26 protein-coding genes are annotated in these 23513 nt (G+C 37.4%); 7 read left to right on the top strand and 19 right to left on the bottom strand.

Annotated elements, in window-relative coordinates; translation table 11 throughout:
- The first annotated feature begins 47 nt into the window (after positions 1-47).
- A complete protein-coding gene (locus IEV52_RS11010; protein ID WP_188402601.1) occupies positions 48-1502 on the top strand; it encodes a PQQ-dependent sugar dehydrogenase in 1455 nt (484 codons plus the stop codon).
- Positions 1503-1789: 287 nt separating this feature from the next.
- Here the strand turns inward: IEV52_RS11010 and IEV52_RS11015 are convergent, their stop codons facing one another.
- The 6 genes from IEV52_RS11015 to IEV52_RS11035 all read right to left on the bottom strand — a co-directional run bounded on the left by IEV52_RS11015 (position 1790) and on the right by IEV52_RS11035 (position 5104).
- A complete protein-coding gene (locus IEV52_RS11015) occupies positions 1790-2350 on the bottom strand; it encodes a YybS family protein (protein ID WP_188402602.1) in 561 nt (186 codons plus the stop codon).
- 215 nt (positions 2351-2565) lie between these two features.
- Positions 2566-2796, bottom strand: a complete 231-nt coding sequence (locus tag IEV52_RS22320) for a hypothetical protein (RefSeq protein WP_229754263.1) — start codon at positions 2794-2796, stop codon at positions 2566-2568.
- Between the two features lie 27 nt (positions 2797-2823).
- On the bottom strand, positions 2824-3024 hold the full coding sequence (locus IEV52_RS22325) for an ATP-binding protein (RefSeq protein ID WP_229754264.1): 201 nt from the start codon (positions 3022-3024) through the stop codon (positions 2824-2826).
- Between the two features lie 154 nt (positions 3025-3178).
- Entirely contained in the window at positions 3179-3967 is a 789-nt protein-coding gene (locus IEV52_RS11025; RefSeq protein ID WP_188402603.1) for an ABC transporter permease, read from the bottom strand.
- A complete protein-coding gene (locus IEV52_RS11030) occupies positions 3960-4868 on the bottom strand; it encodes an ABC transporter ATP-binding protein (RefSeq protein ID WP_188402604.1) in 909 nt (302 codons plus the stop codon). Before IEV52_RS11030 ends, IEV52_RS11025 begins: the two co-directional genes overlap by 8 nt.
- Positions 4865-5104, bottom strand: a complete 240-nt coding sequence (locus tag IEV52_RS11035) for a PLD nuclease N-terminal domain-containing protein (RefSeq protein WP_188403883.1) — start codon at positions 5102-5104, stop codon at positions 4865-4867. Before IEV52_RS11035 ends, IEV52_RS11030 begins: the two co-directional genes overlap by 4 nt.
- A 156-nt stretch (positions 5105-5260) precedes the next feature.
- Between IEV52_RS11035 and IEV52_RS11040 the strand changes: the two genes are divergently transcribed.
- The gene (locus IEV52_RS11040; protein WP_188402605.1) at positions 5261-5800 is read left to right on the top strand and encodes a transcriptional regulator; all 540 of its coding nucleotides are present in this window, start codon (positions 5261-5263) and stop codon (positions 5798-5800) included.
- A gap of 262 nt (positions 5801-6062) precedes the next feature.
- On the opposite strand, the gene IEV52_RS11045 is transcribed toward IEV52_RS11040, so the two are convergent.
- Entirely contained in the window at positions 6063-6770 is a 708-nt protein-coding gene (locus IEV52_RS11045; RefSeq protein ID WP_188402606.1) for a DNA alkylation repair protein, read from the bottom strand.
- Positions 6771-6999: 229 nt separating this feature from the next.
- The gene (locus tag IEV52_RS11050; RefSeq protein ID WP_188402607.1) at positions 7000-7473 is read right to left on the bottom strand and encodes an SRPBCC family protein; all 474 of its coding nucleotides are present in this window, start codon (positions 7471-7473) and stop codon (positions 7000-7002) included.
- 468 nt (positions 7474-7941) lie between these two features.
- On the opposite strand from IEV52_RS11050, the gene IEV52_RS11055 reads away from it, so the two are divergent.
- The gene (locus IEV52_RS11055; RefSeq protein WP_188402608.1) at positions 7942-8145 is read left to right on the top strand and encodes a hypothetical protein; all 204 of its coding nucleotides are present in this window, start codon (positions 7942-7944) and stop codon (positions 8143-8145) included.
- Between the two features lie 24 nt (positions 8146-8169).
- On the top strand, positions 8170-8322 hold the full coding sequence (locus IEV52_RS11060) for a hypothetical protein (RefSeq protein ID WP_188402609.1): 153 nt from the start codon (positions 8170-8172) through the stop codon (positions 8320-8322).
- 404 nt (positions 8323-8726) lie between these two features.
- Here IEV52_RS11060 and IEV52_RS11065 read toward each other — a convergent pair whose 3' ends face one another.
- Positions 8727-9101 carry a nuclear transport factor 2 family protein gene (locus IEV52_RS11065; RefSeq protein WP_188402610.1) on the bottom strand — a complete coding sequence of 125 codons (375 nt, stop codon included), beginning with the start codon at positions 9099-9101 and terminating at the stop codon, positions 8727-8729.
- On the opposite strand from IEV52_RS11065, the gene IEV52_RS11070 reads away from it, so the two are divergent.
- Positions 8987-9229: a hypothetical protein gene (locus IEV52_RS11070; RefSeq protein ID WP_188403996.1), complete on the top strand. Its 243-nt coding sequence runs from the start codon at positions 8987-8989 to the stop codon at positions 9227-9229. The two genes, IEV52_RS11065 and IEV52_RS11070, sit on opposite strands and share 115 nt — an antisense overlap.
- A gap of 398 nt (positions 9230-9627) precedes the next feature.
- Here IEV52_RS11070 and glnA read toward each other — a convergent pair whose 3' ends face one another.
- The 5 genes from glnA to spoVK form a co-directional block, all read right to left on the bottom strand.
- Positions 9628-10962, bottom strand: coding sequence for a type I glutamate--ammonia ligase (gene glnA / locus IEV52_RS11075; RefSeq protein WP_188402611.1), 1335 nt, complete (start codon positions 10960-10962; stop codon positions 9628-9630).
- Between the two features lie 68 nt (positions 10963-11030).
- Positions 11031-11432, bottom strand: a complete 402-nt coding sequence (locus IEV52_RS11080) for a MerR family transcriptional regulator (RefSeq protein ID WP_188402612.1) — start codon at positions 11430-11432, stop codon at positions 11031-11033.
- A gap of 122 nt (positions 11433-11554) precedes the next feature.
- Complete coding sequence (locus IEV52_RS11085) at positions 11555-12823, bottom strand: methionine gamma-lyase family protein (RefSeq protein WP_188402613.1); 1269 nt, start codon at positions 12821-12823, stop codon at positions 11555-11557.
- 1 nt (position 12824) lies between these two features.
- Positions 12825-14081, bottom strand: coding sequence for a GTPase HflX (gene hflX, locus IEV52_RS11090; RefSeq protein WP_188402614.1), 1257 nt, complete (start codon positions 14079-14081; stop codon positions 12825-12827).
- Positions 14082-14115: 34 nt separating this feature from the next.
- Positions 14116-15066 carry a stage V sporulation protein K gene (spoVK, locus tag IEV52_RS11095; protein ID WP_188402615.1) on the bottom strand — a complete coding sequence of 317 codons (951 nt, stop codon included), beginning with the start codon at positions 15064-15066 and terminating at the stop codon, positions 14116-14118.
- Between the two features lie 274 nt (positions 15067-15340).
- Between spoVK and IEV52_RS11100 the strand changes: the two genes are divergently transcribed.
- Positions 15341-15964 carry a YitT family protein gene (locus IEV52_RS11100; RefSeq protein ID WP_188402616.1) on the top strand — a complete coding sequence of 208 codons (624 nt, stop codon included), beginning with the start codon at positions 15341-15343 and terminating at the stop codon, positions 15962-15964.
- A gap of 110 nt (positions 15965-16074) precedes the next feature.
- Here IEV52_RS11100 and IEV52_RS11105 read toward each other — a convergent pair whose 3' ends face one another.
- A complete protein-coding gene (locus IEV52_RS11105; RefSeq protein ID WP_188402617.1) occupies positions 16075-16653 on the bottom strand; it encodes a YhcN/YlaJ family sporulation lipoprotein in 579 nt (192 codons plus the stop codon).
- A 101-nt stretch (positions 16654-16754) separates the two neighbouring features.
- On the opposite strand from IEV52_RS11105, the gene IEV52_RS11110 reads away from it, so the two are divergent.
- Positions 16755-17756, top strand: a complete 1002-nt coding sequence (locus IEV52_RS11110) for a tyrosine-type recombinase/integrase (RefSeq protein ID WP_188402618.1) — start codon at positions 16755-16757, stop codon at positions 17754-17756.
- Positions 17757-17780: 24 nt separating this feature from the next.
- Here IEV52_RS11110 and hfq read toward each other — a convergent pair whose 3' ends face one another.
- Genes hfq through mutS form a run of 4 tightly spaced genes read right to left on the bottom strand, consistent with a single transcriptional unit; the run spans position 17781 to position 23475 of the window.
- On the bottom strand, positions 17781-18017 hold the full coding sequence (hfq, locus tag IEV52_RS11115) for an RNA chaperone Hfq (RefSeq protein WP_066393852.1): 237 nt from the start codon (positions 18015-18017) through the stop codon (positions 17781-17783).
- A gap of 31 nt (positions 18018-18048) precedes the next feature.
- Positions 18049-18999: a tRNA (adenosine(37)-N6)-dimethylallyltransferase MiaA gene (miaA, locus tag IEV52_RS11120; RefSeq protein WP_188402619.1), complete on the bottom strand. Its 951-nt coding sequence runs from the start codon at positions 18997-18999 to the stop codon at positions 18049-18051.
- Positions 19000-19008: 9 nt separating this feature from the next.
- Positions 19009-20868 carry a DNA mismatch repair endonuclease MutL gene (gene mutL, locus IEV52_RS11125; protein ID WP_188402620.1) on the bottom strand — a complete coding sequence of 620 codons (1860 nt, stop codon included), beginning with the start codon at positions 20866-20868 and terminating at the stop codon, positions 19009-19011.
- A 15-nt stretch (positions 20869-20883) separates the two neighbouring features.
- Complete coding sequence (gene mutS, locus IEV52_RS11130) at positions 20884-23475, bottom strand: DNA mismatch repair protein MutS (RefSeq protein WP_188403884.1); 2592 nt, start codon at positions 23473-23475, stop codon at positions 20884-20886.
- Positions 23476-23513 lie beyond the last annotated feature (38 nt).

The following is a 23513-nucleotide window of genomic DNA, read 5'->3' on the forward strand; positions in this document are numbered from 1 at the left end:
TCCATATTCTTATAAAAAGGAAACAATAAGAAGGAGTGTAAAGTCAGTTGATAAAAGTTAAAGTTAGTTTACGGCCCATTGTTAGTAAGATAAATTTACCCACTGTTTTGAAAACAACTATACCTCCGGGTGACTCAATTGAAAGATTATTTATTGCAACCCAGGTAGGAGAGATCTTTTACATAACAAACGGAGTTATAAGGACTTTTTTAGATATTCGCCCGCGAATCATAAAGCTAGGTGTTTCTGGTGGTGGATATGATGAACGGGGATTGCTTGGGCTAGCGTTTCATCCCGAATTTTATTATAATGGTCTGTTTTATCTTCATTATTCAGTAGCTGGAACACAAGGTCCAGGTGCTCTTACTAATTCAGAAGGCGCAAGACAAGGTCTAAATGCCCTTCCTGAATTTTTTAAGCCAAACCCGTGTGACCCCAGAACCTTAAACTTAAGGTGGATAAATAGAGAAACTAAATATGATCATATTGATACAGTTGAAGAATGGATTTTTCAACCGAATGGTCAACCTCAAAAACGACGGACATTACTTAACTTAAGAAGACCATTTTTTAATCATAATGGTGTCAATAGCTTAAACTTTTCACCTGAAACAGGAAAACTTGTTTTAACAACTGGAGATGGAGGCTCAGGCTATGATCCATTTAATTTAAGCCAGGATGATATGGAAATCGCCGGTAAAATAATTGAAATTGATGTAGTTAAGAATACATTTATCAATAATCCACCCGTAGTCACACGTTTTAATGAACTTCCCGTACCTATTCAGGAAACGCTTACAGTTATTGCCAAAGGGGTACGCAATATACCTGGCATTTCATTTCAAAGATTTTATAATCAGTATATCAAATATGTGGGAAATGTCGGACAGGATCTGGTAGAGTCAATTTTTTCATTCGTTCATTATAAACCAATACCGGTTACTCAGCTTATTCAAGCTTCTTTAATGAATTCTGAACCTGACCAGGAAGGATTTATTAACTTTGGCTGGCGAGGGTGGGAAGGTGCTTTTCCAACTTCGATTATAAGGAGCTGCTCTTCAAATTCGACTTTGGATGAGAAAACAATTGCTTATTACAATGAAGCACTAAAGACTTCAGTGCGGCGACTTCACCCTCTAACTAGTTATTTTCATAAAGATCCCCGCCCCGATAAGTTTGGAGGAACTGCACTTACAGGAGTCCAGTCATATATGGGGAATGGTATTCCCGATTTAACGGGAAGCGTTGTGTTTACCGATTTTGCCCGGGATGAAGAATCTCAACCTTCGGTTAGAGGGGCTCTAGCTTATTCCAAGGTAAGAACAGATTGTAAACTAAATGATTTTAGTGTTATTGAAACTGATTATAATTTTGGGTCTCAATCAGCTTTTTATGTTAGTTTGGGAACGAATCTGAATCAAACCAGACTATATTTAGGGGTTTATGGCTCTATGAATGTGACTGATTTTAACCAAGGTACTGTTTTTGAAATTGTTCCATGATTCATAACTATAGAATTCGACTTAATTCCAGATAAATCTCTTTCTTGGATTTAATTGAATCGAAATATAAAACAAACAAGAGAGCAGTTCTGCTGTATCTGGCTCTCTCTAACTTGTTGAGCATTCAATCGCTCTTATATACCGGTTCACATATTCCTCTTACGTAAGAAAATGTTAAAACACAAAATCTTTTAGCTGAAACAGCAAATGCACAAACATGGCGGGTGCAATTCTCCCTTTGACGTTCCTACTTATCGCGTGGAATTTATAAGAGATTTGGAGAGTCACTAAGTTATAATGGTCTTTAATTTTTTAAAAAAGAATAAAGCCATCTCAGCCCATAACCAGTTATAAAGGAAAGAAAATAAAAAAATACTACCTGCTGTAAGGAATGAAAAGGAATCGGATACGGCTGGACCAAGAACGGGAAAGTGGAATATATATAATAGATTCATAATTCCTATCGTTAAGAGAATGGCACCAATAGATATAATGCTTAATCTCTTCTTGAAAAAGGAAAAAGCTGCGCCTATACCAATCCCTAACAAACCTGTTGTAAAAGGAAAAACGACAAGTTCACTTGGAAACAGAATAAATAGCATCAGGATGGTAAGAAAATAAGACATCACTCCCATATGAAGGGAAAACATGGCACCAATCAGAATGGGTAAAGTGGCAAATGGGCTGATAAAATATCCGATCCCAGGTAAAAAGCCACCTGCTGCTTGAAGTACAGCAGCCATACAGGCGAGAAAAGATCCTAAAACAAGCCTCTTCGCTTTTATATGTTTACGAAATTCTAATTGGGCAAATCGAACATCATCTGAAATTGATTTATAAAAATACAACGGTCCACCTCATTTAAAAACGGTTTTTAGATACAATACAATATATTAACCATTGATTGGAGGTGGAACTATGATTAAAAATCCATCGAGCAATACTTTATGATTATTAGTAGATGAAATAATTCCCTACTAATTTATGTTTCTGTTATCTTATTCCTCTATCTTGCCCTTTTGTTGAATATCGTATTTGATCAGGTTTAACTAAAGGAACTTTTCTAATGTTCTATAACAGTTTCTCCTTTACCAGTAGGTGTTTCGAAACCATTAAGGAAGGACGTTAAAATTTCTTCTATGATTGTGAATGAAGCTTTTGCATCAAAACGTTGTCTTCGAATCTTAAGTCGTTTTCTCAAATCATTAGGATGAGCTTTCAAATAAATTAGCTTCCACATTCCGCCATCCTCTTCAATAATCTTCTTATATTGTTTCTCCTTGAACGTTGCCAAAAACTGAAATCAACCACCACCGATTGTTTATCCTGCATTAACTTTACTAAATGATTCCGTAATTTTTTTCGGCTTCCTCTTGTATTTCTCATATTTTTCAACTGGATAATCAATTCCATAACGCCAATAAGAAACCCAAATTTCTTCCTCAATTGATAGACGTACAAAACCCTCTTTTTCTAGTTGTTGTGCAAATGTAGTTTTTCCCGAACCTGCAACACCAAACATCAATACAACTAAAGGAGTAGAAGAGTTCTTTTTTCGATAAATCAGGTCGGTAATGTGAATATCCTTATATTGAATATTCTCCCTCCATTATTTTTTCTTCGTATATAGGTTTATATCACCAGATCCTCATCTTACCATCACAGTTATTCTTTACTTATTCATGATTTACTTTTTTATTGGCAATCCAATAATTTATTACAAACAGTATCAATACAATCCAAAAAAGCGTTACTAGTGCGTTGTCTATTGCTTTTGAATTTACTGATCCTGAGATCAGCACTTCCATTGCATGTTTGCTCATACTTGCTGAATTTACAAAATCGATAACTGGACTTAAACCAACGATGATTCTGCAACCTATAAGGAATACAATTGAAATTAATGCGATTATACCCTGACTGTTAAAAATAGTACTAATCATCGTTGTAAAAGATACGATAAAGAGGACCCATACAAGATAAAATAATAATGCAGTAATCATGTGTGAAAATGAAACATCTGTAAAAAGATAATTTACGTATAGATAAGAAACAAAGTATCCGATTGTTACACTAAAAGCTGCTATCAGATAATTAGATACAATTTTTCCAGCTATATATGAAATAACAGTAACAGGTCGTGTTAAAATAAAGGCCAACATGCCATTAGCTTTATCTGTTTGGATAATACCCATCATTGAGATTACAAGAATCATAAATCCGAGCTGATCAAATTGAGATCCTAACGTCGCAGCTAGTACTTCTCCACCTTTTTGAGCTGTCATGCTCGGATCAATTGTAATTCCCTGACCACCGCCTAACGCTCCCAAAATTGATGGCAAGTAATAAGTTACTATAGGCTGAGTTATCCCTAGAAAGATAAAGACGATCGGTAGCCAAATAACTTTTAAATCACGTAACATTTGAACAAATTCTTTCTTTAACAGTACAATAAACTTATTCATTCCCTACCACCAATTTTAAGAAGATTTCTTCTAAAGTATCGTTATGGATTTCGAATTTTACGATGTCCACTTCGTGCTCAAGTGCATTTTCAAGTATTACATTTTTGTTTTTATCAATGTTTTCAACTATTATTTTGACTTTATGCCCAATGACCTCTATTTCCTCCACAAAAGGTAATTTTTTTACAACGTCAATCCATTCTTGATCCTTCGCTGTAATTTCTACGTATATCTTATTTTTGCTATTACGGTTTAACAGTTCGGTGATCGTTGTATCTTCTATTTTGGTACCATTTTTTATAATTACAAATCGTTCGCATATTTCTTCCGCATCGCCCAATATATGAGTTGATAATAAAATCGTTGTATCCTTTTTAATTTCTTCGATTAGGTTTAATACTTCTCTTCGGCCGATTGGATCTAATGCGGATACCGGTTCATCCATGATAATAAGCGAAGGCTTATGCAGTAGTGCTTGTGCAATACCGAGTCGCTGTTTCATTCCTCCCGAAAATGTGCCAACTTTTGAATTTTCTTCACCTTTTAATCCAACTTTTGTCAAAATTTCAGGTATAGAGATTGTTAATTCTTTTTTTTGCAATCCAGAAAGTTGTCCCATAAAGGTAAGAGTTTCTTTCGCTGTCATCCAATGAAAAAAGTTAGGGTATTGTGGCAGGTAGCCAATTTCCCTTTTCATTTTCGATATTTTTTTCCCATTCAGCAAAACTTCGCCTGCTTGTGGATCGATAATATCTGCAATCACTTTTATTAATGTCGATTTCCCTGCTCCATTCGGCCCGATCAAACCGACACATTCTCCCGGTTTCAGTTTCATCGAGAAATTATTGACAGCGATTTTTTCTCTAAAAGTTTTCGTCACATTTTTGATTTCCAATTTCATAATCTCTCACTATCCTTTCTTCCTATAACAAAGTATAGAATTGGACCGAGTGTATTAACAAAAAGGATAATAACTGTCCACATGAGAACGCTTTCTCTTGTTTTCCTATATCTGTATAAATCAATTAATGCAAGTAAAACTAAAAAGATACCTACAGCAATAAACGGCAATATTATGGGGATAACAGCCATAAAGTCAAAATTTTTTAATTCATCAAACCCATAGTGTAGTTGCATTTTCCACATTCCCTTCCTCTCTCATTATCGTTATTGATAATGATAATGATAACTTCAAAGGAAGTTGATTGCAATACCCATTCTCATTATTTATAATAAGAATGGATTTGAAAGTGAAATAGAAAAAAATTAATAAACATAAACAAGGAGAACATTATGGCTAATAAATTTGAAGTTTTAATGCATCCAGTAAGAATGAAAATTTCTCAGGTACTCATGAGGAATAAAGACAATGGATTAACACCCTTAGAATTAGTAAAAATAATTAAAGATGTACCTCAAGCAACTCTATATAGACATTTACAGATCATGTTGGATTCTGGTATTATTCGCGTTATTAAAGAAAAAAAGGTGAAATCTGTTTCCGAAAAATATTACGCTTTAAATGAAATTGAGGCTAAACTTAATGCAGAAGAATGGAAAAAGGCTTCTAGTGAGAAGAAGCTTGATTATGTTTCATATTATCAATTATCACTTATGACTCAATATCAAAGCTATCTTAAGAAATTAGAAGAACAAAACTCCAGGGAAGATGGTGCTACTTTTTCTTTAGTAGAATTAAAGTTAGATGAGGAACACTTTATTCAATTTCAAAACGAATTAAACGAATTAATAACTAAATACTACCATACCACGAGCAAAGAAATAGATGCTCCAGTTCGAACAATGGCTGTAACAATTATTCCAGATACTTAAACGGATTAAATATTACTTACTTTTTCGGTGATCGAGTGTTTGAAAAGTAGCTCATTATTTTTTTTATAGTCAGAAATCACTAATTCTCCTTTCTAGATATACAAAAAGCCTGCCCAATACTGGGCCAGACTTTTTGGTATTTATATTATGTCTCTTCGTAATGTAAGACCTTCTGTTCATATTTGAAAAACGGTAAAAAGCTGATTCCAACTTGTTAAATTTTGAAGCGCCCCATAATTGAAGGTCGTTGCGAGGTTATTGTTTAACATCTTACATATTTGCGTTTGAAACCAACCTGCCCTTTATCGACTTCCTTTTGAATTCTTTCGGAAGCGATTAGGAAGCTGCTTTTTTTCTTGTCCTTTTTGACTTCTACTGGGCCAACTGCCTTTGCAGTCTCGACCGCCTTATCATGAAGCGGCAAGTATGAAATCCCCACTGTGTAAATAAATTGATTCATAGCGTATTTAGTTCGTTCAGGAGAATCGTGAATACTTTTTTCCACATTTTCAAGCATGTTGGCAATCTTGCTTTCGGAAAATTCGCTGTCGGGGCGATTACCCAAAAGCCAGCAGTAGCAGCTCCAGCCCGCTGACATTCTCAGCTCTTCACCGCTTGCGATCCATTTATCCGCAACCTCCTGTGCAATATCTGTTTCAGCTAAAGTTACTGCAACAACATAATCGGACAGCATATAAAAATACGCCTCATCCATCCAACGCTCAAAATCCGCCTCAGTCATCGCTTTTGGTTCTGCAATTATGCCTGCAAAGTACATTGCGTCGTAGTTACCTGTGGCGTAAAGCTCCTCAGCCAAAGGCTGATTTTTTTTAATTTTCTTAGCGATTGGCTTCATAGCGCCTGTAGCAACGCCAAAAAGCGGCTCGTGCGCACCATTGGATTCGTAGATTTTCTTGGTTCGTTCCTTGCCGAGAGCTTCAAGCTCTTGCATAACCATTTGTAAATTCATTGTTTAACACTTCCCTATTTTATTATCATAACCACTACATTGTTATCATCTAGCTTATATTCTTTATCAAGTAACGCTTAACTAATTAAAGCTATATGATTTTTATTTTAGCACTCAAGTTTCTATATTTTTGTAATTATATAATCTAAACCCATTTATACGATTTCATCCTGGCTAAATAAATAGCGAGCTGTCACCGGGGCATCAATACGAGGCTGGTCTCTTACTTTTAATACATACTTGCCAGATGCTCCTCAAGACGATCCATGGTCTGTTCGGCACCTGGGACGGCATATGTTTTCACCTTTTCGAATACAGCGGCATTTTCTTCAAAAACCGTGCTATAAGTGAGTTTGGTCTTACCGTCCAGATCTTCAAAGATTGCTGTCGCCAGAAAATGGGGAAACACAGCATGTTTAATGACGATTCGCTCGGGTTTAACGACCTCGACAAAGACGTTGGTGTTGGGATAATCAACGCCATCAGGACCGTGCATGATAAACTGCCATGTACCGCCCGGTTTCATATCAAACTTCTGAAAAGTCGTCGTAAAACCTCGTGGTCCCCACCACTTTGACAGGTGCTCCTCTTTCGTCCAAGCATCAAACACAAGATCGCGTGGAGCATCAAATACGCGGGTGATTACAATCTCGCGTTCACCTACTTGCCTTGCGATTTTGTTTGTTGTGTTATTTTGGTTCATGTCCATCCCTCCAAAATGAAATTGACTTTGACTTGTTGAAACCTATATCACTATGTAAGCGAGGATGTTTTACAGTTAAAGGGGCTATTTCGTATGGCAGTTGTTCAAGTGACCCCGGTAGTGAAGACACCTCTTCTGTGTAGTCGTTCTCGTCACTTTCAATATACCAAACGAAACGGTGTTTTTCTATATTCGTCAAGCCGAGCATTTCATCGCTGACAAAACCATACTACATCTGCTTTTAAGCAGTTTTTCGTTCTGCGAAAGTTTAGTATTTAAATTAACAAATTAAAAAAGCACTCATCATTTATTGACGAAGTTAAACTGCCCTTTAGTTGAACAAGAAGTTCTATTTATTCTTTAAATAAAGCACTAAAGAAATTGAAATGATAATCTTTAAAAAGAATTGGATTATATTGGATCAATTGTTCATACTAAATTAAAATACTTGTTACAGAAGGAGATTACATGACACATCGAAAAAATAATCGGACTAAACCAGTCCAAAATAGTAATCAAGTAAAACGGTTAAATAAAATAGATGATACATACGGAATATTTAAACAAGAAATGGAAATGGATACAGATGTTAATGAAGATCCTATTCGGGAAAGATTATTGGATGAATCAATCGATTCGTTTATAGAATCGAAAGAAAGACAGGAATTTTGAAACTATTAATGGAGGAGATTAATTTTGCCAAGAAAAAATGAAGAAATTGAAAATACATTTAAATATAGTATATGGAATACACGTACAGATGAAGACCAACCTGGTACTAAAGAAAAATATACAAAGCCAATTGACAGATCTAACATAGAATCAAAAACTGCAGATAATCAAGAGTAATAATTAAAAAGCAACCACACCAGGTTGCTTTCTTTTATTAGATTCCTTTGTGCTTAACAGTTGAAATACTTATTCAAGTAAATCCATGATAAATAAACTCATTTTCTTCACTCCTTATATAGGGAAATAATAACAGTTCTTATATTAATTAAGTATTTCAATTTCTTTAATAAGAGCAATAACTTTTTCTTATCCTTTTTATGAACTAACCAATTATGCTAATTTGGTTTATTCAAGTTAAACAAGAAAAAAGGGTAGTCTAAGCAAGCTCAGACTCAGGAAAAAGCTACTTCAAAAAATTCCTTCTTATTCAACAATCCTGCCCGGTAATTGAATTAGACAAAGGGCTGCCGAAGCAACCCTTTGTCAAACTAAAGATCCTTTAAGCATAAAAATGTCCAACCTTAGAATACGCCATTCTCATTGGGAGAATTCTCAGGTATAGCCTGACCCACATCCCATAATTCAACGATGAGGTCGTTTTGAAAGCGGAAGATATGGACTACCGCTCCCCCAAGGTCATCTTGCTTTTGCTTTACATGTGAGTGTACCGCAACTATATTACCATCTTCGATGACACGTTTTACATCTAGAATTTTGTGTGGGTTCTTGATGGAGTTCTCTTCCATTGCATGCATAAGAGAGTCGGCATCTCCTCGAAAAAATGGATTATGATGGCGGAAATTTGGATCAATGTACCTATGGTATGCTTCGCGCACTTCCCCAGTTGCAACCAGTTTCAAAAACGACACAGCCTTCTCTTTTAGAGAATTTTTCATTTCAAATCATCCTTTCTTTAAGGATTGTCCTTTTTATGATTTCAATAAAAAAGGGACTTCTCCTGCTTGAAGAAATGCACCCGTTTGTGGAAAAATTAACTGACCCATCAGATAAACGTCGGCAATAGAAAAATCTCCAAAAAATTCTTTTTAAAAATTTGATAGTCTGTTCGAAGTTTTTATAATTTGGAACAGTGTATATTAAACCTTTTTCTGCCTCATCCATCCCCTTAAAAAATCGATGCAATTGATGCATTTCACTTAGGTGGCTTCCGGTTTGGCCTGGGGAGGATGTTTACCGTCTTATGCTGTAACATTAGGAAAGCTGGAAAAAAACCATGCTTATTAGTAACCATTTAAGCCCGTATCTCTAAAAAGATTTAAAAAGATCTATAAAGACACTATGGGCAAATATGAAGAGAATATTTTGGTCGAATTTGGTCGAATATCAAACAGAACAAATTTTAACCAAACGGACCAAAATAATAAAAACCCTTGACACCAATGGTATCAAGGGATTTCACTTTTAGTACATGCTCATATATTGTTCGCGTTCCCAAGGGTGAACTTGTGTACGGAACATATCCCACTCGATCTCTTTCGCTTCAACGAAGTGTTCTGTCGCATGTGCGCCTAGAGCTTTTGTAAGAACTTCGTTTTTGCTGAATAGAGTTAGAGCTTCTTTTAATGTTGCAGGAAGATCTTTGATCCCTTCTGCTTCACGCTCATCTTTATCCATAACATAGATGTTACGGTCGATTGGTTTTGGTGCATTTAGTTTGTTCTTGATTCCGTCAAGACCAGCTGCAAGCAATACTGCCATAGCAAGGTATGGGTTAGCTGTTGGGTCAACGCTTCTTACCTCGATACGAGTACTGATGCCGCGAGATGCTGGAATACGGATAAGCGGACTTCTGTTTTGCATGGACCATGCTACGTAACAAGGTGCTTCGTATCCCGGTACTAGACGCTTGTAAGAGTTTACAGTCGGGTTCGTGATCGCTGTAAAATCTTGAGCATGCTTTAGGATACCTGCTAAGAAATGCATTGCTGTTTCACTAAGACCAGTTTCGGAATTTGCATCATAGAACACGTTCTCTCCATCTTTGAATAGAGACATGTTTGCATGCATTCCAGAACCGTTAACACCAAACAATGGTTTTGCCATGAAAGTAGCATGAAGACCATGCTTACGAGCAATCGTCTTTACTGCAAGCTTAAATGTTTGGATGTTATCACATGTGCTTACTGCATCAGCATATTTGAAATCGATCTCGTGCTGACCAGGTGCTACCTCATGGTGAGAAGCTTCGATTTCAAAGCCCATGTCTTCAAGTTCTAGTACGATATCTCTACGGCAGTTTTCACCAAGATCTGTAGGAGCAAGGTCAAAATATCCGCCTTTATCATTAAGTTCAAGAGTTGGTTCACCCTTCTCATCGTTTTTGAATAAGAAGAATTCAGGCTCAGGTCCGATGTTAAAATCGGTAAATCCTAAGTCTTCCATTTCTTTAAGTACACGCTTTAAAATACCGCGCGGGTCACCATCGAAAGGAGTTCCGTCAGGGCTGTAGATGTCACAGATCAAACGTGCAACTTTTCCTTTTTCAGATGTCCAAGGGAAGATTACCCAAGTATCTAAGTCAGGGAATAAATACATATCAGATTCTTCAATTCGTACAAAACCTTCGATAGAAGACCCGTCGAACATCATTTTGTTCTCTAAAGCTTTTTCAAGCTGACCAATCGGAATCTCAACATTCTTGATTACACCCAATAGATCAGTAAATTGCAATCGAATAAATCTAACGTTTTCTTCCTTTACCATTCTTAAGATATCTTCTTTAGTATACTTAGACAAATCTTTCTCCTCCTTTGAATATAAAACGCCGATATGGCGATGTTCACAGTAAGTATGTTTTAGAAATCTTAATGGAAAAACCTAGAAAGCTCACCTTGAATTAAAGATGTCTTTCCGTGTCTGCCAGCATGAATCAATTCCCGTTTCAACCTGCGATGAAGCGCAGATTCGGAAATTTGTTGTACACCTTGCACATCTGGCTGGTTCTTAATAAATTCTGCTGCCTGTTCATTAAGTTCAAAGACTCTTTTAATTCCGGCTAAGTTAACACCTTGCTCAAGGAGTGCTTTGATCTCAAGAAGTTTATCTACATCGTTAAATGAAAACAAACGACGGTTCCCTTCAGTTCTTGCAGGGTGAATTAAATCATGCTCTTCGTAATAACGAATCTGTCTAGCAGACAACTCAGTCAGCTGCATCACTATACTGATCGGGAACAAAGGTAAGTTCCGGCGATTCATATCGTTCATATTGCCTACCTCCTTTCAACTTCTTTTTATATCTTATGTCACAAAAGCTCACATGTCAATGCTAATGTTAGAAAAATTAACATCAAACGAAAAAAAGGCCTATTCGGCCTTTTCTAGGATGCTTATTTATGGATAAGTCCATGCGTCAATAATTCATCGACTGCAGTTATAACCGCAATCTTTACATGTGCGTAAGTCAGTCCGCCTTGCACAAAAGCGATGTACGGGGGACGGATCGGCCCATCTGCAGTTAGTTCTATACTTGCGCCTTGGATAAATGTACCCGCTGCCATGATCACATCATCTTCATAACCAGGCATATAGTCTGGATACGGGATGGCGTACGAGTTTATTGGGGACGCCTTTTGTATAGCCTGACAAAATTTAACCATTCTATCTCGGTCTTGAAAGATTACCGACTGAATAAGATCTGTTCGTTTCGAGTGCCATGAAGGTCTTGTTTCCATTCCCAGCTCTTCTAAAAATGCTGCTGTAAATACAGCCCCTTTTAATGCTTGAGCGGTTACGTGAGGCGCTAAAAAGAACCCTTGATACATCTCTTGCAAGGAATAAAGGGATGCTCCTGCTTCTCGTCCGATACCAGGTGAGGTTAATCGATAGGAGATTTTATTGATCAGGCTTTCTTTTCCAGCAATATAGCCTCCTGTCTTTGCAAGACCGCCACCTGGATTCTTAATTAATGAACCTGCAATGATATCCGCCCCAACTTCGATCGGCTCTCTTTGTTCCACAAATTCACCATAACAATTGTCCACAAAAACAATAACATCTTCTTTGATCGCTTTAACAAACGAGATCATTTTTTCAATTTCAGCGACGGTGAACGAAGGTCTGTCAGCATATCCTTTTGAACGCTGGATCCCGATTACTTTTGTTTTATTAGAAATGGCATGTTTAACGTTCTCATAATCAATATCCCCATCAGCAGTTAGATCAACATGCTGATAAGTGATATTGTATTCTTTTAGTGAACCTTCCCCACTTCCCCTTATACCTACGATTTCTTCAAGTGTGTCATAAGGCTTTCCAGTCATATATAGCAATTCATCACCTGGACGCAGCAAACCAAATAAAGATAGAGTAATCGCATGGGTACCGGAAATGATCTGTGGCCTTACGATGGCTGCTTCTGCTCTAAAAACATCAGCATAAACTCTTTCTAGTGTATCTCGTCCTGAATCATCATACCCATATCCAGTAGAGGGGTTAAAATGATGATCACCTACTTGATTGTTTTGAAACGCTTTTAATACCTTTAGCTGATTGTATTCACAAACTTCATCTATCGAGTCATGAACACCTTTTATTCGGTCTGTTACTATTCTTGTTGTCTGTTCTAAAACTTTTTCATTACGAAACTGCGAATACATGCTATTCTCCTTTGTTGCTTATAGACTGGATGGAAGACGATGAAAGGGCGTACCCTTTACATTCATAGACCAGTTCTTCTTTATTAAATTCTTGCTGCATAAGAATTGTTTCTGCACGGAGTTGGGCTAAAAGTTTGCCATCATGTGCTGGTACATCGATCTGATAAAAAGTCATCTGCTTTGTAACTTCTTTTTCGATTGTATCTTTTAATAAAGAAATATCATTTTGGGCTAAGGCAGATATTGAGATTGAAGGACTTTCAGGTAAAAAATCTGGTGCAAACTGATCTTTCTTGTTATAAACCGTTAACATCGGAATATGGCTTGCACGAAGCTCGTTTAAAATTCGCTTTACCGTTTTCTCATGCTGTGCACGGTCTTCACTCGACCCGTCGATGACATGAATAAGTAGGTCTGCTTCAGCAGCTTCTTCTAAGGTGGATCTAAAAGCCGCTATTAACGAAGTAGGCAAGTCTTGAATAAACCCTACTGTATCCGTCAGCAGCATTTGAAACCCGCTTTTTAGTTTAACTTTTCTTGTCAGAGGATCCAGTGTTGCAAATAATTGGTCTTCTTCATAACTATCTGCTTCCGTTAACTTATTGAATATAGTTGACTTACCAGCGTTTGTATAGCCGACAAGAGCCGCCTGAAAAGCACCTTGATGTTTGCGGCGTTCGCGATATCTTTCTCTATGGCTTACAACTTGATTGATCTGCTGCTTTAGTTCATGAATACGAAAACGAATATGACGTCTGTCTTTTTCAAGTTTCGTTTCACCGGGACCTCTTGTACCGATCCCGCCTCCTAACCTTGAAAGGCTTGCACCTATACCGGATAGTCTTGGGAGCAAATATTCGAGCTGAGCGAGCTCAACCTGTAATTTACCTTCCCTTGTTTTTGCACGTTGCGCAAATATATCTAGAATAAGCTGTGTTCGATCAATAATTCTCGCATTGAAATGTTGAGATAAGTTTCGTACTTGTGATGGTGATAGTTCACTGTTGAATATAATGAGGTCTGCTTCAAGTTCCTCTTCTAGCGTAACGAGTTCTTCCACTTTCCCTTTGCCGATAAAAGTAGCAGAATCGTATCTGTCTCTTTTTTGGGTTATAACAGCACACACTGTTCCTTGAGCTGTTTTAGTAAGAGATTTTAATTCTTCCATTGAATAAAAAAAACGCTCGTCGTTCTGCCGTGGAAGCTGACAGCCGACGAGAATCGCTTTTTCCTGAACTGAATCGTTAGAGTTGTTCAAATTTGCGATCCCTGCTTTCCATAGTCTCCTCTCATCATATCAAATCACGTTCTTCTAGCACAAGGTCATCACTCTGTATTGTCATTAAAGTTCTCCGGTCTTGACTGGATTCATTAAGTAAGCGGACGGATTGTCTTCTGACTGCTTTCTCAATCATGTTTCGAATGTATCTTCCATTAGAGAAAGACCCATTACTCGCCTGTTTTACTTTTTCGATATGGTTTTTTAGTTTCCATTCACAATCTCTTGTTAAAAGGTACTCTCTTTCAATCAGCATCCTCTTTGCGATCTCCATTAGTTCCTCAACAGAATAATCAGGAAATGAAATGTTGATCGGAAACCTTGAAGGAAGTCCTGGATTCAATTTTAAGAATCGTTCCATCTCTTTTGGATAGCCTGCCAAGATTAATATGAAATCATGCTGCTGATCTTCCATAGCTTTAACAAGCGTATCTATTGCTTCTTTTCCAAAATCTTTTTCCCCTCCACGGCCTAAGGAATACGCTTCATCAATAAATAGTATTCCCCCGCTGGCCTTTTTCAAAAGGTCTCTCGTTTTTTGTGCAGTGTGCCCTATATATTCACCGACTAAATCTGCTCTCTCTGCTTCTATCAAGTGGCCTTTAGATAATACTTTCATTTCATGAAAAAGAGTCCCTAGTTTTCTCGCGACCGTCGTTTTGCCGGTACCTGGATTACCCTTAAACAACATATGAAGAGCTTGTTTCTCTGCCTTCATTCCTAACTCTTGACGGCATTTATTAATATGAAGCCAAGCATAAATCTCTTTAACGTGATATTTTAAGTCTTCCATTCCCACTAGACGATTTAGATCCTTCTCCATTTTTAACAATGGATGATGCTGCTCCAATGCCTTTTCTTTTCCTGCTAAGGTTGCTCCATCATCAATCTTCGTTTTTTCATTTCCCTGGTTTAAAACAATATTGATCTGCCTTTGCTTCTTTACAGCAATAGGTTCGTTCAAGCGGTAACACCTCACTTTGCCAGTCAAATCATTATACGCAGCACCATAAATTTCTGTGACAAATGCCTATAGTCTTTGTTTAACCACTGTTAACAATTTATGTGAAAGTCTTATGATCTACTACAAAGAAAAGCTTTGTTTTTATAATGAATAAATATTAACTCTATGTAAACGCTTACTATTTTCAGACGAATAAAAATACTCAAGTATGCAAGAATTCCGTGGTATGTTAAATAATGTGAAAAAAGTTTATTGATGAATGGAAGAACAAACTATGCATACAAAATTACAGAAAAGCTTCTTGATCATAATCGGTCTATTTTTAACAGCTGCTGGAGTTAAACTATTAAACATACACGCTTTAACGTTTGGCGGAACAGCAGGTATTGCGACTCTAGGATCTTATATGACAAACTTGTCATGGGGGATTTTATTTCTAATCGTAAACCTCCCATTTTTTATCTTATCCATTAAAAAGTTGGGATGGACCTTCTCACTATCTACTTTTTTATGCATCTTGCTGATCTCAGCGATTTCTGATCTGATGGACTATTTATCTTTTCCTGTCATTTCTCCAATTGCTGCAGCAGTTATCGCTGGTACTTTAATTGGATTAGGAGTAAGTTTTGTATTGAATTCAGGTGCTTCTCTTGGAGGAATTCATATTTTAGCCCTCTATCTTGAACAGAAATCGAACATCAACCGAGGCGTTTCCTTATTTGTTACAGATTTTATAATCGTATCCTCAGCTGTTGTGATATTTGGATTTGCAAATGCTCTAATATCGATCATTGCTATTACGATCACCTCTTTACTAACAGGAAAATTAAAAACCCCTGTAAAACCATCTGCACCTGTTTATCATGCAAATGAGTCCGAACCCATCAGAAATACTTAAAAGCATTCTCCGTTTCGGAAAATGCTTTTTTATTTAACATAACAAATCTTATGTTAACAAAATGTCTATCTATGTCATTTCCTGCGCTTCCTTAGGAAATAAAGTTAATTCTATTCGTACAGATCATCACGATTCTGATCCATCTCTTCATGCATCTCTTGTCTTTCCGTAGATTTTAATTGTCCTCTTAACGGCTGTATCTTTCCGATCAAAATCCCCAGTTCGTTGTATACGCCACCCTTTAATTGATGTTCACTCTCTTCAGTTCTTTTCCCTAGCTCTTTTATTTGCTTTATTTTTTCAGGGTCTGTCGTAATAGCGGCATTTCTTCCATGCGCGTTACCTTTTAAGACATTATATACCTCCTTGCGTAACTGATCGTTTTCTTCGCCCGGTTGCACAGGTTCTGAAGGGACGATCCCAACAAGGGTATATATTCCGCTCACGATCACGTAGGCCTTATCCACCCCGTTTACTTTTTGAGCAAGCTGAACCAGATCCTTTGATTGATGGACTTCTTCATTCTTTTCTTCAACCAATGGTGAATCAATCTGAGAATTTGGCGGACGGTCTGAAGGCTCAAATTTTTGTTCCTCTATATCTGCCGTTTCTTTTCCTGATCCGCTTTTTCCAGAGCACGCACTAAGAGTTAATAACGAACATATAAACAGCATTCCTAATTTTCGCATAGTCATCATCCTTTTTTACATAGTTTTAATAGGACCTGTTTGAAATATGCAAAAAAATTAGCCTTTGCTATAATGGGAAAAAGAGGTTATAGGAGGCAATTATGGAAGAATATCCACACTTACCCGAATATGCCGATTCATTTATTACCCATTTACATAAGAAAGGAAGGAAGAGCAGCACGATCAAACGATACCATTATGATCTTCTGGATTTTTTTGCATGGGTACGAGTTATGAAAAAAACCGATGATTTATCAGTTATCAAGAAGATAGATGCTATGCTTCTAAACGAATATTTTTTATTTCTATCTGAACAAAGGGAATACAGTGTTGCCACAAGTAAAAGAGTGTTCACTGTTATTAAGAGTCTTTTTCAGTTTCTTCAAGGAAACAGATCCATTCAACATAATCCTTTTACAGAAATACAGCAAAATCAAAAAGAAGACATCCACTTCTTAGAAGAAGATTTTGTTACAGAAGATGAATTCGAAACGTTATTTCAAACTCTGTCTTCCTATGAAGGCCTAACCGAAAAACAACAAAAATATAGACATTTACTTATTAAAAGAAATGAAGCGATCGTCTCCCTTCTTTACTTTTATGGTTTAACTCTGCAAGAAGTAACAAACATTGAAATGAAACACGTTAATTTTACACAGCAAGAGATAACGGTAATAAATAAGAGCGAATCCCGATTGATTCCCCTAGATGAAAAGACACATCATTTACTTTATGAATACAAAGAGGATATACCTGACGCTATTCGACCAAGAACCTATTCTTCTGACCGATTCTTCATCGCGTTTGATTATCAAAGGGGAACATTCCGATTTGATTATAGCAAGTATGAGCCAAAACCTCTAACAGTCATTGCGATACAAAAAATGTTAAGGCAGGAAATCAGGCGTTCTGGGATTAGAAAAGGAATCAGTTCTCATCACCTAAGAAGAACAGCGATCTTAAATTTTCTGAAGAGTGGAAGATCCGAAGAGGAAGTACAGATGTGGTTTGGATTAAAATCACATCTTACACTGCAAAGGTATGAGGCATACTTGCAGAAGTCAATTCATGCTGAGCCAAATAAAAACTCCCTAAAAACCTGATTTTAGGTTCCTAGGGAGTATTTTTTATTCATTCGTATTTGCAGAAGATAAATCGACATTTCGGTGTGGGGTGAACGTTGAAATGGCATGCTTATAAATGAGGTGCTGTTTTCCTTCTGCCTCAAGTACAACCGTAAAGTTGTCAAACCCCTTAACTAAACCTTTAAGCTGAAAGCCATTCAGCAAATATACGGTCACGTAAATATTTTCGCGACGTAACTGGTTTAAGTAATGATCCTGTAAATTGATTGATTGCTTCATGTGAACAGATCCTCCTCTTTGGGCATTACCCCTATACATTCTCGGAAATTTCTAATTTCCCTTCTACAAATTGTCGAATTTCTATAAATTTTTTAGAAAAAGGTCCTTCATCCATAGAAAACCACTCTACATTCATCTGGTTACGGAACCAGGTGAACTGTCTTTTCGCATATCGCCTCGAGTTGCGTTTTAACAATTGAACAGCATCTTCTAATGAACTTTCACCGGAAAGATAAGGGAAAAATTCTTTGTACCCTATTGCTTTTGCCGCTAGGCTATCTGTAATGTCTTGAGAATAGAGCATTTTCGCTTCCTCTAACACACCTTGTTTTACCATTAAATCGACGCGTTCATCGATCCGCTCGTAAAGAAGCTCACGATTCATGGTAAGGCCGACTATTGCTAGTTGATAAAGAGATTCCCTTTCTTGTTCCATTTTCTTTTGTTCATTAGAAGGTACATTACCCGTCTCATAATATATTTCAAGCGCTCGAATCACACGTTGAACATTATTTGGGTGGATCTCTTGAGCTCGAACAGGATCCACTCTTTTTAATTCATCATGCAGTGAATCTGCTCCTTCGATCTCTGCTTTTCTTTGCAGTTGATTCCGAATCTCACTGTTATTACCCGCTTCTGAAAATTGATAATGATGGGTAACTGCACGGATATACAAGCCTGTACCGCCTACGATAATAGGAACTTTTCCTCTTTGGTTGATCTCAGTAATACGTTCACGGGCTAACTGTTGAAATTCAGCTGCTGAAAAAGGTTCTATAGGATCTTTTATATCTATAAGGTAATGAGGTATTCCTTCTTTCTCATCCTCTGTCACTTTAGCCGTTCCTATATCGAGCCCCTTATAGACTTGCATAGAGTCACCGCTTATTATTTCTCCATTGATCGCTTTTGCAAGCTCTATACTTGTTTTTGTTTTTCCAACAGCGGTTGGACCAACGATTACTACTAATTTTTCTTTCATCTTTGACTCCTACATGACTCGTTTAAACATCTTTTCGAGTTCATACGTTGATAGGTGAATGGTAATCGGTCTTCCATGCGGACATGTATATGGATCTTCAGATGCACGCAAAGACTGGAGTAAAGCAAAGATTTCATCATTTCTTAAATGATGATTAGCTTTTATCGACCCTTTGCATGACATCATGATGGCTGCTTCTTCTCTAAGTTTTTCGATGTCTATTCTTCTATGATCGAGAAGCTGCTGAATGATATCCATGATAACCTCTTTTTCATATCCTTTAGGAAACCATTGCGGATGTTCTCTTACAATAAATGTATTCTGTCCAAACGGTTCTAGAAACAGACCCGCTTCACTTAAGAAATGTAAGTGTTCTTCGAGAAAAGCAGCTTCATTGGCTGTAAATTCAAAGGTAAACGGTACGGTTAATAGTTGTACTTCCCGATTTACCTGACCTACTTTTTTTCTGAAGTATTCATACTTGATCCGCTCTTGTGCTGCATGCTGATCAATTAAATATAATCCATTCTCATTTTGAGCCAGGATGTACGTTCCATGCATCTGTCCGATCGGATACATAACCGGTATTTTTTCGCCGCTTTCCTCTAAATCAGTCCTATTCAGAGCGGGTTCAGGTTTATTTTCAAAAATAGGCACTTCTGATTCCTCAATAAAAGGCTTTGTCTTTTCTTTTATCGGTGTTGCCACGTTATGTTGATCTTGCTTGTAAGGTACACTTAAGTTCCCAGATGGCATTACTTCCGGAATGTTATTCGACCTTACTTCTTCCTTATTCATTTGGTGATCAAAAGAAAACGAAGGCTGCTCCTCTCTCTCTTTTTGCTTCAGTTCCTTCTTTTTATACTGAACATCAGGAATAAGCCGCTCATTTCTTATCACTTTTCTCAATTCTGTTTCCACTAACTGGACAAGTTCAGCTTCTTTACTTAATCTTGCTTCATGTTTAGATGGATGAACGTTTACGTCAATGATGGTTGGATCCATTTTTACAGACAGAATCGTTATCGGAAACCGGCCGATCGGCAGGAACGTATGATAGGCATTCTGTATTGCTTTAGAAAGAGCATAGTTTTTAATGTATCTTCCATTCATAAAAAGGGACATGTATGCCCGTGATGCACGGTTCATTTCCGGCTTTGCAATGTACCCGGTCACTTCATAATCTAATGAGGAAAACGAAACAGGAATCATATTTTTAGCCGTTTGCAACCCATAAACAGATGCAATGATCTGTAGTAGGTTCCCGTTACCCGATGTTTGAAGAAGCTCTTTTCCGTTGTGTTTTAACCGAAAAGATATCTCCGGATTTGCAAGTGCAAGCCGGTTAACAAGGTCTGTAATCGTACCTAGCTCTGTCTGGATCGTTTTAACATGTTTCAATCGGGCTGGTGTGTTATAGAACAAATTTCTTACTGTTAGATCCGTCCCTTTTCGGCTGTTCGTCTGCTGCTGCTTTATAATCTTTCCGTTCTCAATGAACAAATAAGCTCCGGGACCTTCTCCAGTTGATGTCTTCAGCTCAACTTGTGAAACAGATGAGATACTCGGCAATGCTTCCCCTCTAAAACCCATTGTTCTGATCTGAATAAGATCTTGTTCACTTTTGATCTTGCTTGTTGCATGTCGGTTAAAAGCAAGCAAACAATCATCAGGTTCTATTCCGTCTCCATTATCCAATACCCGAATGAGTGACAGACCGCCCTCTTCCACTTCAATCTCAATCCTTGATGCTTTGGCATCGATGGAATTCTCGACTAACTCTTTAACAACAGAGGCAGGACGTTCAACTACTTCACCAGCAGCGATTTTATTTGATAGATGCTCATCTAGCTGTACAATTTTGCCCATCCTTAAAGCCTCCCTTTATCTCAATTTTTTCTGCAGCTTGTATAACGTATTCATCGCATCAAGAGGTGTCATCTCTAATACGTTTAGCGACTTTAATTCTTTTATGATGTCGAGCTCTTTTGAATCTCTTTTCCTAACACTCTCGCTTTGCTCAGTAAATAAACTAAGCTGGCTTTCTTGTATCTCCTCTTCCTTTGCTGCAGATACCTCTTGGATAGGAAGTGATTCATTTTTCTCTTGATTTTCATATGTCTGCAGAATGGTCTTTGCTCGTGAGATGACTTCCTGCGGAAGTTCAGCGAGCTCTGCTACTTGGATTCCAAAACTTTTATCAGCTTGTCCGTCAATGACCTTATGCAGAAATACAAGACTTCCCTTTTCTTCAACCGCACTTACAAATACATTTTTTAGTGATGGAAGTGACTGTTCTAGAACCGTAAGCTCATGATAATGAGTAGAAAATAACGTTTTGGCTGAAATCTTTTCGTGGATAAATTCTATAATGGATTGAGCTAGTGCCATTCCATCATAGGTGGATGTCCCACGTCCGATCTCGTCTAGTAAGATCAAGCTATTTTCTGTTGCGCTAGTGAGTGCAAAATTTGTTTCTAGCATCTCGACCATAAACGTACTCTGTCCTCCTACTAGATCGTCTGCGGCACCAATTCGAGTAAAAATTTGATCAAACATTGGAAGTTCCGCTTCTTCAGCAGGAACAAAACAACCAATCTGCATCATGACGGACGTCAAGGCTAGTTGACGCATATACGTACTCTTACCTGCCATGTTCGGTCCCGTAATCAAGAGCATGCTTCTTTCCCGATTTAAACAGATATCATTTGGAACGTATTCCTGGGCATCCATTACTTTTTCCACTACTGGATGCCTGCCCCCTATGATGTTCACGTTTCCGTTTTCTGAAACGGTAGGTCTTACATATCTATATTGTTCGCTGATCGCAGCAAATGACTGGATTACATCTAGTTCAGAAATAGCTGTAGCAAGCTTCTGGAGACTTGGAATATACTCCTTCACGTACTCTCTTACTTCTAAAAAAAGCGTATATTCAAGACCTGAAATTTTCTCTTCAGCCTCTAAAATGATTCTTTCTTTTTCTTTAAGTTCGGGTGTTACATAACGTTCAGCATTAGCCAAGGTTTGTTTTCGTTCATAACGATCAGGGACTTGAGATAAATTGGATTTCGTTACTTCAATGTAATAACCGAAAATCTTGTTAAATCCTATTTTTAAAGACTTAATCCCAGTAGCTGACTTTTCCTGCTGTTCAAGTGATGCAATCCACGCTTTCCCGTTTAAGCTCGCATCTTTATATTCATCAAGTTTTTCATTATAGCCTTTTTTTATAATGCCGCCTTCTTTTATGTTGATCGGTGCTTCATCATGAATGGCGGAGTCCAGATATTGAGCTAGTGACTTATGGTCTTTCATTTTTTCATAAATCTCTGCAGCATATGTCCCTGAGATTTCTTTAATCTTCTCTTTCAGAATAGGTACACTTACTAGAGAACGTTTTAATTGAACTAAATCTCTTGGACTAGCGTTTCCGTATGAGATCTTAGCAATCAATCGTTCCATATCGTAAACAGACTTTAATTGTTCTTTTATTTCTTCACGAACAAAAAATTCTCCGATCAAGTTCTCAACCAACTGAAGCCGTTTTTCTATCGTCTCTTTAACAAAAAGAGGTTCTTCTACCCATTGTTTAAGCTTTCTTGCACCCATAGCAGTCATGGTAGCGTCTAATAACCAAAGCAAAGAACCTTTCTTGCCTTTCGCTCGGATCGATTCTGTTAATTCTAAATTGCGTTTAGAGAAAGCATCAAGCTTCATTCTTTTATCGTTCTGCTGAAATTCAACCGGTTTAATATGTTGAAAAGACCGTTTTTGTGTGTAGCTTAAATAATGAAACAACCTTCCTGCCGCACGTATTAATGCAGGATGAGATAAAGTTTCTACTAGATGTTGAAACTGATCCTCTAAAGTATTCTCTTCTTGAATGGAGACTGATGCTTGTCCAGTTTGAGAGACTGTGTTTTTCCATGTGTCATGTAGGTCTTTATCACCGACGATCTCTTTAACACCTTGACTAAAGAGCAACTGAATAAAAGATAACTCGTTACCTGTATATGTATATCCTTTTAACTCTCCAGTGGATAAATCACATAGCACATAGGCATAAGAGTCCCCTTCTTTTTCAATCGAAACGAGGTAATTATTCTCTCTGTCTTGCAATAAGTGATCATCGATTACTGTTCCTGGTGTAATGATCTGTATCACTTCACGTTTAACAACACCAACAGCTTGCTTTGGATCTTCTACTTGCTCACAAATAGCTACTTTGTGTCCGTTCTCTACAAGATTTTTTATATACCCAGCTGATGAATGGTAGGGAACCCCGCACATTGGAATACGGTCCTTTGAGCCTCCATCTCTGCTAGTTAGTGTAATTTCAAGTATTTGAGCCGCTTTAACAGCATCTTCAAAAAACATTTCATAAAAATCGCCTAGACGGAAAAATAAAAAGGCATCCTGGTGAGCTGCCTTGATCGATAAATATTGTTGTATCATAGGAGTATATTGCGACATTTTTTCACCTTTTTTCATAACATTTCAATGACGCTATT

The sequence above is a fragment of the Fictibacillus barbaricus genome, assembly GCF_014635025.1.
GTDB lineage: Bacteria > Bacillota > Bacilli > Bacillales > Fictibacillaceae > Fictibacillus > Fictibacillus barbaricus.

Coding starts and splice junctions, on each gene's coding strand:
- IEV52_RS11080 (WP_188402612.1), bottom strand. CDS start 11,432: ATGAACGATATGAATCGCCGGAACTTACCTTTGTTCCCGATCAGTATA.
- IEV52_RS11030 (WP_188402604.1), bottom strand. CDS start 4,868: ATGAAATTGGAAATCAAAAATGTGACGAAAACTTTTAGAGAAAAAATC.
- mutS (WP_188403884.1), bottom strand. CDS start 23,475: ATGTCGCAATATACTCCTATGATACAACAATATTTATCGATCAAGGCA.
- IEV52_RS11065 (WP_188402610.1), bottom strand. CDS start 9,101: ATGAAAAATTCTCTAAAAGAGAAGGCTGTGTCGTTTTTGAAACTGGTT.
- IEV52_RS11070 (WP_188403996.1), top strand. CDS start 8,987: ATGGATTATGATGGCGGAAATTTGGATCAATGTACCTATGGTATGCTT.
- miaA (WP_188402619.1), bottom strand. CDS start 18,999: ATGAAAGAAAAATTAGTAGTAATCGTTGGTCCAACCGCTGTTGGAAAA.
- IEV52_RS11100 (WP_188402616.1), top strand. CDS start 15,341: ATGCATACAAAATTACAGAAAAGCTTCTTGATCATAATCGGTCTATTT.
- hfq (WP_066393852.1), bottom strand. CDS start 18,017: ATGAAGCAATCAATCAATTTACAGGATCATTACTTAAACCAGTTACGT.
- IEV52_RS11045 (WP_188402606.1), bottom strand. CDS start 6,770: ATGAATTTACAAATGGTTATGCAAGAGCTTGAAGCTCTCGGCAAGGAA.
- IEV52_RS11055 (WP_188402608.1), top strand. CDS start 7,942: ATGACACATCGAAAAAATAATCGGACTAAACCAGTCCAAAATAGTAAT.
- IEV52_RS11105 (WP_188402617.1), bottom strand. CDS start 16,653: ATGCGAAAATTAGGAATGCTGTTTATATGTTCGTTATTAACTCTTAGT.
- IEV52_RS11110 (WP_188402618.1), top strand. CDS start 16,755: ATGGAAGAATATCCACACTTACCCGAATATGCCGATTCATTTATTACC.
- IEV52_RS11085 (WP_188402613.1), bottom strand. CDS start 12,823: ATGTATTCGCAGTTTCGTAATGAAAAAGTTTTAGAACAGACAACAAGA.
- IEV52_RS22325 (WP_229754264.1), bottom strand. CDS start 3,024: ATGTTTGGTGTTGCAGGTTCGGGAAAAACTACATTTGCACAACAACTA.
- IEV52_RS11050 (WP_188402607.1), bottom strand. CDS start 7,473: ATGAACCAAAATAACACAACAAACAAAATCGCAAGGCAAGTAGGTGAA.
- IEV52_RS11035 (WP_188403883.1), bottom strand. CDS start 5,104: ATGCAACTACACTATGGGTTTGATGAATTAAAAAATTTTGACTTTATG.
- IEV52_RS11025 (WP_188402603.1), bottom strand. CDS start 3,967: ATGAATAAGTTTATTGTACTGTTAAAGAAAGAATTTGTTCAAATGTTA.
- mutL (WP_188402620.1), bottom strand. CDS start 20,868: ATGGGCAAAATTGTACAGCTAGATGAGCATCTATCAAATAAAATCGCT.
- IEV52_RS11040 (WP_188402605.1), top strand. CDS start 5,261: ATGGCTAATAAATTTGAAGTTTTAATGCATCCAGTAAGAATGAAAATT.